The organism is Micromonospora sp. H33, from assembly GCF_052068455.1.
Taxonomy (GTDB): Bacteria; Actinomycetota; Actinomycetes; order Mycobacteriales; family Micromonosporaceae; genus Micromonospora.
Genome location: NZ_JBQHDE010000007.1, coordinates 200,759 through 215,298, shown reverse-complemented (window position 1 = coordinate 215,298; position 14,540 = coordinate 200,759). Strand labels below are relative to the sequence as shown.

Genomic DNA, 14,540 nt, shown 5'->3' with positions numbered 1-14,540 from the left:
CGAACCTAGCGGCCGGCCTCTTTCATCGGTAGGTGGTCACGACCGCTGGCGACATCTGCCCGAGTTCGAGATCTCTGTTGTCCGGCCATCGGACATGATCTGCAGCCGCTTAGAGGGCGTTGGACAAGGTCGCGGATGTGTTGCTGGGAAAGGCCACCCCGGTTCTGCTCGCCGTGCACGCCAAGATCAATCATGGCGTGCGTCGTTTCGTTTCGGGTGCATGGAACTGCGGTAGCGGTCATCATGATCGTCGGGCGGCGATCAGGTTGTCAGGAGTTCGTGAGGATGACGAGTTGCTGGGTGGCTCGGGTCATCGCGACATAGCGGTCGACCGCTCCTTCGATGCCTTCGCCGAATGTCTCCGGGTCGATGAGGACGACCAGGTCGAACTCGAGCCCCTTCGACAGCTCCGGGGTCAGCGACCGGACGCGGGACGTCGTCCGGATCGTGGGATCACCGATGACGCAGGCGATCCCGTCGGCGTGCGCGGCGAGCCAGGTGTCGAGGATCGAGTCCAGATCCGATGCAGATCCGTGTACGACAGGGACGTCGCTGCTGCGGATGGAGGTCGGCACGTTGGCGTCCGGGAGCACGGCCCGGATGACCGGCTCGGCTTCCGTCATGACCTCTTTCGGCGTCCGGTAGTTGATGCTCAGGGAGGCCAGGTTGATCCGGTCGAGCCCGATCCGCTCGAGCCGTTCCTGCCACGACTCCGTGAAGCCGTGCCTGGCCTGGGCCCGGTCCCCGACGATGGTGAAGCTCCGGGACGGGCAGCGCAGCAGCAACATCTGCCACTCTGCGTCGGTCAGTTCCTGAGCCTCGTCCGCGACGATGTGCGCGAACGGGCCGGCGAGCCGGTCAATATCAGCGCTGGGCAGTGCGGTCTCGTCGACCAGGGCGTCCCGCATGTCCTGTCCACGCAGCATCGTCAGCACACCTTCACCGTCGTCGTAGGCATCGGCCTCGAGCAGGTCGTCGACGACCGTTGCCATGCGCGCGCGTTCGGCGGTGACAGCGGCGTCGTGCCGGCGCTTACGCTCTGACGCCTCCGGGTCGCCGAGCCGCTGCCGTGCCGCGTCCAGGAGCGGTAGGTCGGACACCGTCCAGGTCTGGGCGTCGCCGCGCTGAAGCTTCCGGACCTCGTCCGGGCTGAGCCAGGGAGCGCATTTCCGCAGGTAGGCGGGTACGGACCACAGGTCTCCGACGAGGTCGGCCGCGTCGAGCATCGGCCAGGCGCGGTTGAAGGCCGTGTGCAGCTCCCTGTTCCGCAGCAGCGACCTGCGGACCAGGTCATCCGGCTCATCGCCGTCGTACTTGTCCATCAGGATCGTGAGCAGTTCCTCCCAGATCTCGTCACGCGCCTCGTTGTGCGGGGTGCCGGGCCCCGGCGCCTCGAACGCCCCGGCCCAGTCGTCGGCGCTCAGCCAGATGTCGGACTCGTCGGTCGTGACCGTCATCCCCTTGGCCGGCGGCTCCTCATAGAACCTGACGGCCGCCTCGATCGCCTTCACCAGGTTCGCGGACGACTTCAGGAGGGCCACGTCCGGGTCCGTCTCGATGGTTGCCGCGGCGCCCTCGGGGACGAGGTCCCGCAGGGTGCAGGTCTGCACGTCCTCCTCGCCGAGGCTGGGGAGGACGTCGGCGACGTAGGCCAGGTAGGGCTGGTGCGGACCGACGAACAGCACACCGCCTCGGCGGTGACCGAGGCGCGGGTCGGCGTAGAGGAGGTAGGCGGTGCGGTGCAGAGCGACGACGGTCTTCCCCGTACCCGGACCGCCGTCGACGACGAGCGCGCCGCTCGATCCCGCGCGGATGATGGCGTCCTGGTCGGCCTGGATGGTGCCGAGCACGTCTCGCATCCGGTTCGACCGGCTGCTGCCCAGGCTGGCGATGAAGGCGGACTGGTCGTCGAGCGCGGCGGCGTGCCCCTCGAACCCGTCCGGGGTGAACACCTCGTCCCAGTAGTCGGTGATCCGGCCGCGGGTCCAGCGATACCTGCGGCGGCTTGCCAGACCCATCGGGTTGGCGTGGGTCGCTCCGAAGAACGGCTCAGCCGCGGGGGAGCGCCAGTCGAGCAACAGCCGACGGCCCGCGCTGTCCGTGAGGCCGAATCGTCCGACGTACACGGGCTCGGGGTTGTCTGCGCCGACCATGTGTCCGAGGCACAGGTCCAAACCGAAGCGACGCAGTCCCCGCAGGCGAGCGGTCAGCCGGTGGATCTCCTGGTCCCGGTCCATCGCCCGCCGGCCTTTGCCGCCGGGCGCCTTGCGCGCGGCATCGAGGCGGTCGGACAGGTCGGCGATCGACTGCTCAAGGCTCTCCGCGATGGCCGCGAAGTGCTGCTCGTCGCCGGCGATCAGCGCCGGGTCGACCTTGGCGAGGAGGCGGTCGGGGAGATCAAAAGCGCTGCTAGTCAGCGGGTTCACGGCATCAGCTCCGATCTGAGGTCGCTTGCGACCATCGCGGGCAGCAAGGCGTCTGCACCGCGGCGTGACGCACTCATTTCGCGACCCATCTCTGCAGGTTCTGGCCTCGGCCGACGATTTTGCGGTACGACCCGGGTCTTGCCGCAAGCCCCCCGGTGCGCTATACCTTGAGAATGGAGGGGAGCGGATCTCCCCTCCCTTCGATCGTCCGCTGGGCGGACAACCTCCTCGTAAAAGCGGCGACGCGCAGCGTACGGTGGCTCCCGAATTCGGCTGGCGTTCGTCGTCTAACGGGTCAGTGCTAATTCAGCGCGAATGGCGACCATGGATGTGCGACCGACGTCGCCCTCGGACACAATGAAGACATGATCCACTTGGGGTGACCTGAGCGGACGCCACCCGGGTCGTCGGCTGTATGCACGACCGGTATGCCCGCGGTGCGCGTCGACGCCGGCGTGCTCTACATCGACGAGGGTGATGTGCTCACCTCGGCCGGCAAGGCTGCCGGCCTGAATCTCTCACCGCAAGACCCCAGGCTCAGCCAATGCCGCACGTAGAGCCTCTCGTCGAGGCGCCGCTCGTAGCGGCCATCGTCCTGGCCGTACGTTGCCAAAACATTTAAGTATGTTTATAGTCCGATGCGACCCGCGCAGACACCGTCCCGTCGGCTGCGGGCGAGCCGTTCGGGCGACGTCTCCATCGGAGGACCTATGAAGCTGGGCGGTAGGAAGCTCGTCCTGGCCGGCGTCGTCGCGGTCATGGCGGCGGTGCCCATGGCTGTCACCGCCACCGCGACCGCGGCGGCCACGCCGACCGCCACCTTCGTCAAGATCTCCGACTGGGGATCCGGCTGGGAGGGCCGGTACACCATCACCAACGGGGGCGGCAGCACCCTCACCTCCTGGCGCGTCGAGTTCGACCTGCCGGCGGGTACCACCGTGGGCTCGTACTGGGATGCGCTGATGACCCGGGACGGGCAGCACTACAGCTTCACCAACCGGTCCTGGAACGGCACGATCACTCCCGGCGCCTCGGTGACGTTCGGCTTCCTCGGCAACGGGTCCGGCAGCCCCAACGGTTGCCGGCTCAACGGCCAGCCGTGTGACGCGACGGCTCCGCCGACGACGAGCCCACCCCCGCCTCCACCGACCAGCGCGCCCCCCGCCAGCACGCCGCTGGCGGCGAACGGACAGCTCCAGGTCTGCGGACGGCAACTGTGTAACCGCAACGGCAAGCCGATCCAACTGCGGGGCATGAGCACACACGGCCTCCAGTGGTACGCCAACTGCGCGACCCACGCCTCCCTCGACGTCCTCGCGCAGGAGTGGCGGGCGGACGTCCTGCGGATCTCGATGTACATCCAGGAGGGCGGCTACGAGACCGACCCGCGCCGCTTCACCGACCTGGTCCACCACTACATCGAGCTGGCCACCGCCCGCGGCCTCTACGCCATCGTCGACTGGCACATGCTCACGCCCGGGGACCCGAACCACAACCTGTCGCGGGCCCGTACCTTCTTCGCCGAGATCGCCGACCGCCACCGCGACAAGACGAACGTCCTCTACGAGATCGCCAATGAGCCGAACGGCGTCAGCTGGAGTGCCGTCAAGAGCTACGCCGACCAGGTCATCCCCGTCATCCGCCAGCGGGATCCGGAAGCCGTGGTGCTCGTCGGGACCCCCGACTGGTCGTCGCTCGGTGTCTCCGGGACCGGTGGGGGCGTCGACACCATCGCCGCCAACCCGGTGGCCGCGAGCAATCTCATGTACGTCTTCCACTTCTACGCGGCCTCGCACGGCGACCTGTACTACAACACGTTGGCGCGCGCGGCGGACCGACTCCCGATCTTCGTGACCGAGTTCGGAAGCCAGGAGGCCTCCGGCGACGGTCCGAACAACTTCACGATGGCCCAGCGCTACCTCGACCTGATGGCGAGCAAGAAGATCAGTTGGGTGAACTGGAACTACTCCGACGACTTCCGCTCCGGCGCGGTCTTCACCAGCGGGACGTGCGGCAGTGGGCAGTTCAGCGGTACGGGCCGGCTCAAGCCGGCCGGCATCTGGGTGCGCGACCGCATGCGCACGCCGGACGACTTCTGACCGTCCCGCCGGGGAGTGCGTTACCGGCACGCTCCGACCGCCGTCGTACCCCAGTCAGCCTGCCGCGCCCGCCGTGGGTGGGGCCCCGGCCCCGCGGGCGTGACGGACGACGGCCCGGCGGGCGTCGGCCGGCTCCGGTCCGCCGCAGACCCCGGCGGTGTGTTCACTCCGCGCCCATCACCAGGCCCTCGATGGTGTGCTTCTGGCGGATCGGCGTCAGCGTCTCCACCACAGGACACGGCAGGTGCGCGCGCACCGACGCGGGCAGGTTCTCCCAGTACTCCCGGGTGACGGCCATGTCGTGGTGCGCGGCGTTGCCCGCGCCGGGCGCGTCCACGCCGAGCACCAGAACCGGGCGGGCGACTGTGGAGACGTTCGGGGTGCCCCGGTGGACGGTGAGCGCCGAGCGGGCGGAGATGTCGCCGCGGCGGGGATACTTGCGTACGGCTCGCGCCTGGTAGCGGGGGTAGCGCTCCTTGGGTGGGAACATCCCGTGGTCGAAGTCGTCGCCCTCGTCCCACTGCGTGCCCGGGGCGATCTCGAACGGTCCCATCTCTTCCACGGTGTCCACCGTGGTCAGGTTGAACGCCAGGGAGGTCAGTCGCCGCTGGCGGCGGGTGTCGGGCGGCATCGGGAAGTCCCGGTGCCACGGCTGCATGGCAGCGCCGGGGAACGGGATGTCGAAGCCGAGCTCGACGATCTCGTACTCGGGTCCGAGCACGGCCCGGCAGACCGCGACCACCCACGGATGGGTCACCAGGTCGACGAAGCCTCGCAGCTGCTCCGGATGGATCTCCACGTACCACCGCTGCGGCCCGCGCCCGACGGCGCCGTCCGGCCGGGCACGGGCCTCGCGGAACGCGGCATCGATGTCCTCGCCCACGCGCTCCACCCAGTCCACGGCGAAGGCGGCCCGGCACGCGGTGATCCCGTCGCGGTAGAGGTCGCCGAGCGCCTCCACCGGGACCTCGCCTGTCTCGACGGACTGCGGCCTACGAACGTCGGCGCTCATCGGACCTCCTGGGTGGCGGCGGTCAGGCGAGTATTACAACGTTGTAGAAGACGCGCAACAGATGGCTGTCGCCGTGGCACCGCCCGATGGTCCGGAGTGCGCTGGGCAGAGGTGCCGGCGGTGGACCGTCGGTTCGATTCGGACCGGCGGGCCCGGCGGAAAGGCCCCGCTCCGGGTCGGTTCTCCACCAACCGTGGGCGGGCCTTTCGCCGGTGCCGCTCCGGTGACCGGCGCGACGCCGCCGGTGGGCTACCGGGTGGTCGCGCAGGTGCCGTCGGAGTCGGTGTTGCCGCCGAGGTCGACGATGCGCGCCCGGACGGCCCGGCAGTTGCCGGGACCGCTCCGGCTGGTGTTTCCGCTGATCACGGAACGCTTGAGCTCCACCGCGCCGGGTCCGGACCGGTCCTCGGTGCTCCCCGGCAGGTAGGCCAGGGTGATGTTGATGCCGCCCCCGCCGTCCTCGGCGTAGTTCTCGGTCACCTCGGAGTCGATCACGGTGACCGTCCGTACGCCACGGACGTCGATCCCGCCGCCGAGCCCGGCCAGTTCCCCGGGGCGGGTCGGGTCGTGCGGATTGGTGACCCTGTTGCGGGTGATCGTCGAACGCTCGACCAGGCCGACCGAGTCGAACCGCAACCCGCCGGCCTCACCCGCTTCGTTGTCGTCCACGAGGCTGTCGCGCAGGGTGAACGAGGTGAACGGGATGCTCTGGACCGCGCCGCCGAAGCGGGCGCTGTTGCCGGTGAGCCGGACCCGCTCCATCGTCAGTTCCGAGGCGTTCAACGCGGCGCCGCCGCCGTAGTAGTTGTAGACCGAGGCAACCGGGGCCGACACGCCCCCGGTGATGGTGAGGTCCGAGATGGTGGCCGGTCGCATCACGGTGAAGACGCGGTCGAGTCGACCGCCGTCGATCACCGTGCGGTCCCGGCCGGCGCCCAGGATGGTGGTGGGCTTGAAGATCTTCAGGTTGCCGTGCGCGGTGTCGGCGAGGGTGTAGTCGGTGAAGGCGCGGCCGGCCAGCGGCGGGATGCGCAGGGTGTACCGGCCGGCGGGGACCACGATGGTCGAGTCCGACTGTGCGTTGGCCTCCATCACCGCCGCACGCAGCGTGCAGGTGCCATCGGCGGTGCGGCACCGGCCGTCTCCGGGCGCCCGATCGGGGGCGTCGGAGGTGCTGTCCACTTCGAACCTTGCTGGCGGCTGGGCCACCGCACTGCCTGAGGCGGGGGCAGCGGCGACGGCGACGACGGTCAACGAGACGGTCAGTGCGCGCGCGACCAAGCGTGGCGCATTCATCGGGTTCTTCATGCGCCATTAGCTACCGCCAGGTAAGGCCCCCAAACGAGCGAAGCGGGCCAAAGGGTGTGAACCATCGCATGCAGTCAGTTAACCACCGGTTCATCACGGTCCCTTAGAGCCGACTACACGTCGCTGGGGCAGCCGGGCGGGGGAGCGTGCTGGACGAAGGCCACAATCCAGAGCTGGCCGGTCTGGTGGCATGGCCCGCACGGGAGTAGGTCGGCGGGAAGCGGGTACCGCGACCGGGCCGGCCGGGACTGGCCGGCGATCTCCGCAACGCCGGAAGGTTTCGCCGTGCTGACATGCCGGGCCGGGCGGAAGGCGGGCAACGGGGCGCAGCCCGACCGGCCCGCCCGCCGCCCCATGACGCGCCTCGCCACGGCAGGTGTGGCCGCACACGTCTTCTTCGAGCTCGGCGCCGGAGTCGGTATGCCGAGCGCGTCCGTCCTGGGGCCGGCACCGGCCGCGGGGCTGTGGGCGGTCGGCACCGCGACGGTCTGGCGAGCGGCGGGTACCCGCCCGTCGTCCAGCGACGCCGCCTTCGACGTCTGCAACGGCGTGGGTCTGGCCGCGGTGACCGCTCACCTCCTCGGGTGGCCGCGTGGGCGCCGCCAACTCGGCCTGCCCTGGCTGCGCGAGTGTGAGGGGCTGGGGCCCGAGCTCATGCGGTTCTACAACCCGATCCTCTACGTGTCCGGCGGGGCGGCGATCGCCGCACTGGCGCGGGAGAATCGTTCGGCCCCGCGCTACCTTCCGCTGCTGACACTCGGACTTGTACCGGTGCTCATCGTGCTACAGCACGCGGAGCACCGGCGACTCAAGGACCTGGCCCAGCGCCGGCCAGGCTGGTGGAACCGCAGACTCCGGCACGGAGCCGACCAGCCACGACGGGGCCCGCGCCGGTAGTCCTTCACCATCAGGATCACGGGTCGGTTCGGCCGCGTGGGTGCTTACCGCTGGAGTGACGCGATGGCCTCGACGAGAACGTCAGGCGCCTCCCAGTTGAGCATGTGTCCGGCATCGGGCACGGTCACCAGCCGCGCTCCGGGCACACCGGCAGCGAGCCGGTGTGAGTGGCTCGGGGGCGTCGAGCGGTCCGCCGAGCCCACCACGACGACGGTCGGTACGGTGATCTCGCTCAGCCGGGGGTAGTGGTCCTCTCGGCTGAAGGCCCGCACGATCGGGATGAGCGGCTGGTGGCTCTGACGGACGAAGACGTCCCGGAATACGGAGATCATGGCCGGCGACGGCCGGGTGCCGCACTGCGCGGCTCCGAACAGCACACCACCGGTACGAGTACGCGCGAGCCGCTGCAGGACACCGGTTTCCAGCAGCGGAATCTGCAGTCGATTCTGTGGTGCCTGGTCGAGGATGCGGCCCGCCCAGGTAGCGAACAGCACCAGGCCGCGCAGGCGTCGGCCCAGCTCGGGGTGGTCGAGCACGGCACGGATCGCGATGAACCCGCCCATGGAGTGGCCGACCAGCACGCCGTCACGCACGTCGAAGTGCTCCAGAATGGCGGCGTAGTCCGCCGCCATGGGCTTCGAGCCGATGCCGGCGGAACCGAGCGTCGAGCGTTCGTGGCCGCGCTGGTCGAAGGCGATGACCCGGTGACCGCGGGCGACCAGGGTTTCCCACACCACGTTCCACTCCAGCAGCGAGGCCCCATAGCCGTGCGCGAGCACGACCGGCGGGCCGTCCCCGGCCACGATCGCGCGCAGCACCGTTCCGTCCGGACGCGGGACGAGCACCTCCTCGCCCTGCGGCTCTCGAGCGAGCCGGTCATACGGGAAGGGGTCCGGGTTGCGTTCGATCCTGGCGACCGCCGCCCGCGCCGCCCCGATGGTCGCGGCACCGAGCAGCGCGACGGCCGTGCCGCCGACGATCCAGGCGCGGCGCATGCTCAACACCGCCCGAACCGGAGCGGCAGGCTCTCGGGTCCATGGATGGCGGTGGGCGGACGCCAGGTCACGGGGCCGGCTATCGACGGCGGCGCCAGTTGACTGCTGAGCGCGATCAGCGACTCGGCCATCTCGACGCGGGCGGTCGGTGCGCCGATGCAGTAGTGCGGTCCACCGCCGAAGGTCAGGTGCGGCACCTGTCGGTGAATCGTGATGTCGAAACGGTCGCCGCCGTCGACGGCGCGCGGGTCGCGGCTGGCGGCGTGCGTGCCGAGCAGCAGGAAGGTGCCCGCCGGGACGTGGACACCGTGCAGGTCGAGGTCCTCGACGGGGAACCGGAAGATCGTCGGTACCGCCGGCGCCCACCGCATGACCTCCTCCACGGCCTGTGGCGCGAGCTCCGGGCGCTTTGCGAGCAGCCGCCACTGGTCGGGGTGCTCGCTGAACGTCGCCAGCGCCTGACCGAGCTGGTTACGGGTCGTGTCGTGCGCGGCGAACACGAGGGTCAGGGCGAGGTTGCGCAGTTCTTCGATGCTGAGCCGGTCGCCGCTCTCCTCGGCGGCGATGAGCGCCGACAGGAGGTCGTCCCGCGGCTCGGCGCGGCGCTGCTCGATCAGTGAGTCGACGTACGCCCGCAGCCCCACGACGGCCTCCTCCACCCGCGTACGCAGCTGCGGCAGGGTGAAGCTGTAGACCAGTCCGACATCTGTCGACCAGCGGCGGAACAACTCGTAGTCGGTTGGTGGGACGCCGAGCAGCGCGCACATCACCCGCACCGGCATCGGGTCGGCGAAATCTGCCATGAACTCGCACTCGCCCCGCTCGGCGATCGCCGCGGTCAGACTCGTCGCGGTGTCATGCATGAACGGCCGCAGGCCCTCGATCATCCGTGGCGAGAACGCCTTGCTGACCAGTCGCCGCAGGCGTAGATGGTCGGCGCCGCGCTGGTGCAGGATCATCGGCACGAACCAGTCGTACAGCGGTCCGTCGGAAATGCCCATCAGCTCCAGGTAGCGCTCGCCGCTCTGCGCCAGCCGCGGGTCGCGGAGCAGTTGGTGCATCTCGGCGTGGCGCAGCACGATGAGTCCCATCGGCGTCATGGCACACCAGTTCGCCTCGCGTGCCGCGGCGACCGCGGGAGAGTCGAACCGAAAGTCCGGCGCGGTGATGTCGAGGAACGGAAGATCCACGGCGGGGGTCGTCGTCATCGTCACTCCTGACCGAATGATCTAGGTGCATGGATCGATGCGTGGTCACGGTAGCCACACGGCCCCCCTGGGCGACACCCCCTGTAATCAACGTCCCACTATGTGTGACGCCCTCGTGTTCATGTCGAATCGACACCGGCGATGATGAATGAGATCTAGATCTCACCCGTGGGCGACGTCCCGGCCTCGGGCGGCGCTTGCTTCCGTTGGGGCGCGAACGTAGCTTGACATGACATACCGACCGGTCGGTACGCCACGCCGATGGTGGCCACGTCGATCTGCGGTACGGGCTTGCCGCCGTGCACATTCAGGTATCCGTCAACCGTGACAATCGAGGGACCGCCGAGATGAAGCGCATCAACCGTCAACTGCTCCTGGCTGCGCGTCCCACGGGGCTGCCGCGGCCAACCGACTGGAAGCTGCTCGAGGTGCCGGTCGGCGAGCCGGGCGAGGGTGAGTTCCTCGTGCAGGTGCTGTACCTCTCGCTCGACCCGGCGATGCGCGGCTGGATGAACGCGGCCAGGTCCTACATCCGGCCGGTCGAGATCGGCGAGGTGATGCGCGCCGGCGCGGTCGGCCGGGTCATTTCCTCGCGGCACCCCGGGTTCGCGGTCGGCGACCACGTGTCCGGCGCGTTCGGCGTCCAGGAGTACTGCGTGTCGGACGGGCGCGACGTCACCATCGTGGACCCTGCGCTCGCACCGCTGCCGGTCTATCTCGGCACCCTCGGCATGACCGGTATCACGGCCTACTTCGGCCTGCTCGACGTCGGCCGCCCGCAGCCGGGGCAGACCGTCGTGGTCTCCGCAGCGGCCGGCGCGGTCGGCAGCGTGGTCGGCCAGATCGCCAAGCTCCTGGGCTGTCGGGTCATCGGCATCGCCGGCGGCGAGCACAAGTGCCGATTGGTGGTGGACGAGTTCGGGTTCGACGCGGCGATCGACTATCGATCCGAGGATGTGCAGAAGGCTCTACGCCAGCACGCCCCGGACGGGGTGGACGTGTTCTTCGACAACGTCGGCGGCGACATCCTCGACGCGGTGCTGACCCGGCTGGCCCGAGGTGCCCGAATCGTCATCTGCGGTGCCATCTCCCAGTACAACAACACCGAGCCGGTCAAGGGCCCGAGCAACTACATGTCGCTGCTTGTGAACCGCGCCTCCATGACGGGAATGGTCGTCTTCGACTACGCCGACCGGTACTCCGAGGCCGTCGCGAAGCTGGCCGAGTGGTTGGCGGCCGGCCAGCTGCGGTCGATGGAGGACGTCGTTCCCGGTGGGGTGAGCGCGTTTCCCGAGACGTTGCTCCGGCTGTTCCGCGGCGAGAACCTCGGCAAGCTGGTGCTCCAGGTCGCGGACGCGTAAGGGATGCCAGGCATCGAACTGCGCGACGCCGGTGTCGTCGTCACCGGAGCCGGATCCGGAATCGGCGCCGCGCTCGCCCGCCGATTCGCCGCTGCGGGTGCCAGGGTCGTGGTCAACGACCTGGACGCCGAGGCTGCCGCCAGGGTTGCCAAGGAGGTCGGGGGCATGTCCGTGGCCGGCGACGCCAGCGCCGAGGAGAGCGTGGCCGCGCTGGTGGCGGCCGCCCGCGCCCACCTCGGCGAGATCGACCTGTTCTGCGCGAACGCCGGGATCGAGCCGGGCGGCGGAGTACACACCCCGGACGAGATGTGGGACCGGGTGTGGCAGGTGAACGTCATGGCGCACGTGCGGGCGGTTCGACACCTGCTCGGGCCCTGGCTGGCACGGGGACGGGGGCACCTGCTGGCCACCGTGTCCGCCGCCGGTCTGCTCACACACCTCGAGTCCGCGTCGTACTCGGTGACCAAGCACGGCGCGTTGGCCTTTGCCGAGTGGCTTTCGGCCAGCTACGGCGACAAGGGAGTGACGGTCCAGGTCATCTGCCCGCTGGGGGTGCGCACGAAGATGTACGAGCGTACCGACCCGGCCGCCAAGGCGGTGCTTGCTGGCGACGTCCTCGAGCCGGAGCAGGTCGCCGACGTGGTCATGGCGGGACTCGCGGACGGGCGATTCCTCATCCTGCCCCACCCCGAGGTACAGGACCACTACGCCTTCCGGGCGACCCAGACCGAACGGTGGCTCCGTGCCATGGGCCGCCTTCGTCGGCGCATCGACGAGGCCGCCGGCACCGGGTGAACCGACCTGATCCCTTGTAGCCGTTCACAACCCGCGCTGGCCGTGGCGGCCTGAGCCGGGCTCCGGCGGCGTGCGCCGCACCCGCCGCAATCGCTCGGGGGGTGACACCCACCCGCCCGGCATGCCACCATACCGACCAGTCGGTATCCCACCGGAAGGGGCCCGCGATGGCGACGACCGCGACACGCACCGCGTACCGTACCTGTCCGCTCTGCGAGGCCACCTGCGGCCTGACCCTGACCATCACCGGCGATCGGGTCACCCACGCCCGCGGCGACCGCGACCACGTCTTCAGCCACGGCTTCGTCTGCCCGAAGGGAGCCGCGTTCCCGCAGCTCCTCGCCGACCCGGACCGCCTGCGCCGGCCGCTGCTGCGCGTTGACGGCACGCTGCGCGAGGTCGGCTGGGACGAGGCGTTCGCGGCCGTCGAGGCCGGACTCGCCGCCGCCCGGTTGGGCGGCCGGGACGCCGTCGCCGTCTACCTCGGCAACCCCAACGTGCACACCATGGCCGGCGGGCTCCATGTCGGTCCCCTCGTCCGGGCGCTCGGCACCCGCAACGTCTACTCCGCCAGCACCGTCGACCAGATGCCCAAGCATGTCTCCTCGGGTTATCTCTACGGCGACCCGAACGCCATTCCGGTGCCCGACCTCGACCGCACCGACCTGCTCGTGCTGCTCGGTGCCAACCCCTTCGAGTCCAACGGCAGCCTCTGCACCGCCCCCGACTTCCCCGGCCGGCTGCGGGCGCTGCAGGCCCGCGGCGGTCGGTTCGTCGTCGTCGACCCCCGGCGCACCCGCACGGCCACCGCCGCCGACGAGCACCTACCCATCCGGCCCGGCACCGACGCGCTGCTGCTCTTCGCCGTCGTGCACACCCTCTTCGACGAGGACCTCGTACGGCTCGGCCGGCTGGCGGAGCACGTCACCGGCCTCGACGACGTCCGGGACCTGGCCACGGCGTTCGCCCCCGAGCGGGTGGCCGACCGGTGCGCGGTGCCCGCGCCGCGCATCCGCCAGCTCGCCCGCGAGCTTGCCGCCGCTTCCGCGGCCGCCGTCTACGGCCGCATCGGCACCTGCACCGTCGCGTTCGGCACGCTGACCAGCTGGCTGGTCGACGTGGTCAACGTGCTCACCGGCAACCTCGACCGGCCGGGCGGGGCGATGTTCCCCCTGGCCGCCCACCAGCGCACCCGCGCCGGCGGGCCCGGCAAGGGCTTCCGCACCGGACGCTGGACCAGCCGGGTGCGCCGCCTGCCGGAGGTCAAGAGCGAACTCCCGGTCGCCACGCTCGCCGACGAGATCGAGACACCGGGGGAGGGCCAGGTCCGGGCACTGATCACCATCGCCGGCAACCCCGTTCTCTCCACCGCCAACAGCCAGCGGCTGGACCGCGCCCTCGCCTCGCTCGACTTCATGGTCAGCGTCGACCCGTACCTGAACGAGACCACCCGGCACGCCGACGTGGTCCTGCCGCCGCCCGATGCCGCCCGCGCCGGCCACTACGACTTCGCGTTCCTCACCCTGGCCGTCCGCAACGTCGCCAGCTACTCGCCCCCCGCCCTGCCGCCGGAACCCGACAGCCTCGACGAGTGCGACATCCTCGCCCGGCTCACCCTGATCGCCGCCGGACGGGGTGCTGGCGCCGATCCGGCGGAGCTGCACGAGCACCTGCTCGGCCAGACGCTCGCCGACGCGGCCGAGACGCTGGGCCGGCCGGCGGCCGAGCTGCGCGCCCTGGTCGCCGGGGACCGGCCGGCCGAGCGTCTGCTCGACGCGCGGCTGCGGCTCGGCGCCTACGGCGACCAGTTCGGCGCGCGACCGGACGGCCTGTCCCTGACCCGGCTCCTCGACCACCCGCACGGCGTCGACCTCGGGCCGCTGCAACCGCGGCTGCCGGAGGTGCTGCGCACGGCGAGCGGGACCATCGAACTCTGCCCGCCGCCGATCGCCGCCGACGTGGCCCGGCTCCGCGAGGCGCGCGACGCCCCACCGGACGGCTTCGTCCTCGTCGGCCGCCGGCACCTGCGGTCGAACAACAGCTGGATGCACAACGTGCCCGCGCTGGTGAAGGGGCGCGACCGCTGCACCCTGCAGGTGCACCCGGAGGACGCGACCAAACTCGGGCTCGCCCCCGGGGACGCCGCGCGGGTCTCCTCCCGGGTCGGGTCGGTCGTCGTCCCCGTCGAGCTGACCGCCGACACCATGCCGGGCGTGGTCAGCATGCCGCACGGGTGGGGACACGACGTCCCGGGCACCCGCCAGTCGGTGGCCCGCGCGCACGCCGGCGTCAACAGCAACGTGCTCACCGACGAGACGGCCGTCGACCCGCTGTCGGGCAACGTCGTGCTCAACGGGATCCCGGTGCGTGTCGAGCCCGCCTGACGCGCGTACGCTGGCGCACCGGGCCGGCCGGCGGCCCTGGAAGGGAAGGGCGACG

11 protein-coding genes are annotated in these 14,540 nt (G+C 70.5%); 6 read left to right on the top strand and 5 right to left on the bottom strand.

All coding sequences use genetic code 11. The features are described 5' to 3' along the window. Positions 1-269: 269 nt before the first annotated feature. Positions 270-2,417, bottom strand: a complete 2,148-nt coding sequence (gene helR / locus ACTMS0_RS18115; protein ID WP_441156461.1) for an RNA polymerase recycling motor ATPase HelR — start codon at positions 2,415-2,417, stop codon at positions 270-272. A 437-nt stretch (positions 2,418-2,854) separates the two neighbouring features. On the opposite strand from helR, the gene ACTMS0_RS18110 reads away from it, so the two are divergent. Both ACTMS0_RS18110 and ACTMS0_RS18105 read left to right on the top strand, forming a co-directional pair. After that, on the top strand, positions 2,855-2,983 hold the full coding sequence (locus ACTMS0_RS18110) for a hypothetical protein (RefSeq protein WP_441156468.1): 129 nt from the start codon (positions 2,855-2,857) through the stop codon (positions 2,981-2,983). A gap of 153 nt (positions 2,984-3,136) precedes the next feature. Continuing rightward, positions 3,137-4,525, top strand: a complete 1,389-nt coding sequence (locus tag ACTMS0_RS18105; protein ID WP_441156386.1) for a cellulase family glycosylhydrolase — start codon at positions 3,137-3,139, stop codon at positions 4,523-4,525. Positions 4,526-4,688: 163 nt separating this feature from the next. On the opposite strand, the gene ACTMS0_RS18100 is transcribed toward ACTMS0_RS18105, so the two are convergent. Further along, a complete protein-coding gene (locus ACTMS0_RS18100; protein WP_441156385.1) occupies positions 4,689-5,537 on the bottom strand; it encodes a phytanoyl-CoA dioxygenase family protein in 849 nt (282 codons plus the stop codon). A gap of 249 nt (positions 5,538-5,786) precedes the next feature. Further along, positions 5,787-6,719 carry a hypothetical protein gene (locus ACTMS0_RS18095; RefSeq protein ID WP_441156384.1) on the bottom strand — a complete coding sequence of 311 codons (933 nt, stop codon included), beginning with the start codon at positions 6,717-6,719 and terminating at the stop codon, positions 5,787-5,789. A 411-nt stretch (positions 6,720-7,130) separates the two neighbouring features. On the opposite strand from ACTMS0_RS18095, the gene ACTMS0_RS18090 reads away from it, so the two are divergent. Next, the gene (locus ACTMS0_RS18090; protein WP_441156383.1) at positions 7,131-7,742 is read left to right on the top strand and encodes a hypothetical protein; all 612 of its coding nucleotides are present in this window, start codon (positions 7,131-7,133) and stop codon (positions 7,740-7,742) included. A 44-nt stretch (positions 7,743-7,786) separates the two neighbouring features. Here the strand turns inward: ACTMS0_RS18090 and ACTMS0_RS18085 are convergent, their stop codons facing one another. Continuing rightward, positions 7,787-8,737 carry an alpha/beta fold hydrolase gene (locus tag ACTMS0_RS18085; RefSeq protein WP_441156382.1) on the bottom strand — a complete coding sequence of 317 codons (951 nt, stop codon included), beginning with the start codon at positions 8,735-8,737 and terminating at the stop codon, positions 7,787-7,789. 2 nt (positions 8,738-8,739) lie between these two features. Next, the gene (locus ACTMS0_RS18080) at positions 8,740-9,945 is read right to left on the bottom strand and encodes a cytochrome P450 (protein ID WP_441156381.1); all 1,206 of its coding nucleotides are present in this window, start codon (positions 9,943-9,945) and stop codon (positions 8,740-8,742) included. Between the two features lie 347 nt (positions 9,946-10,292). Between ACTMS0_RS18080 and ACTMS0_RS18075 the strand changes: the two genes are divergently transcribed. The 3 genes from ACTMS0_RS18075 to ACTMS0_RS18065 all read left to right on the top strand — a co-directional run bounded on the left by ACTMS0_RS18075 (position 10,293) and on the right by ACTMS0_RS18065 (position 14,485). Then, entirely contained in the window at positions 10,293-11,306 is a 1,014-nt protein-coding gene (locus ACTMS0_RS18075; protein WP_441156380.1) for an NADP-dependent oxidoreductase, read from the top strand. 12 nt (positions 11,307-11,318) lie between these two features. Beyond that, complete coding sequence (locus ACTMS0_RS18070; protein ID WP_441156460.1) at positions 11,319-12,101, top strand: SDR family NAD(P)-dependent oxidoreductase; 783 nt, start codon at positions 11,319-11,321, stop codon at positions 12,099-12,101. Positions 12,102-12,268: 167 nt separating this feature from the next. Further along, the gene (locus tag ACTMS0_RS18065; protein WP_441156379.1) at positions 12,269-14,485 is read left to right on the top strand and encodes a molybdopterin-dependent oxidoreductase; all 2,217 of its coding nucleotides are present in this window, start codon (positions 12,269-12,271) and stop codon (positions 14,483-14,485) included. The last annotated feature ends 55 nt before the right edge of the window (positions 14,486-14,540 follow it).

What these genes read in the sequence shown, in the direction of transcription:
- ACTMS0_RS18110 (WP_441156468.1), top strand. Translation starts at nt 2,855, where the DNA reads ATGCCCGCGGTGCGCGTCGACGCCGGCGTGCTCTACATCGACGAGGGT.
- ACTMS0_RS18105 (WP_441156386.1), top strand. Translation starts at nt 3,137, where the DNA reads ATGAAGCTGGGCGGTAGGAAGCTCGTCCTGGCCGGCGTCGTCGCGGTC.
- ACTMS0_RS18100 (WP_441156385.1), bottom strand. Translation starts at nt 5,537, where the DNA reads ATGAGCGCCGACGTTCGTAGGCCGCAGTCCGTCGAGACAGGCGAGGTC.
- ACTMS0_RS18085 (WP_441156382.1), bottom strand. Translation starts at nt 8,737, where the DNA reads ATGCGCCGCGCCTGGATCGTCGGCGGCACGGCCGTCGCGCTGCTCGGT.
- ACTMS0_RS18080 (WP_441156381.1), bottom strand. Translation starts at nt 9,945, where the DNA reads ATGACGACGACCCCCGCCGTGGATCTTCCGTTCCTCGACATCACCGCG.
- ACTMS0_RS18075 (WP_441156380.1), top strand. Translation starts at nt 10,293, where the DNA reads ATGAAGCGCATCAACCGTCAACTGCTCCTGGCTGCGCGTCCCACGGGG.
- ACTMS0_RS18065 (WP_441156379.1), top strand. Translation starts at nt 12,269, where the DNA reads ATGGCGACGACCGCGACACGCACCGCGTACCGTACCTGTCCGCTCTGC.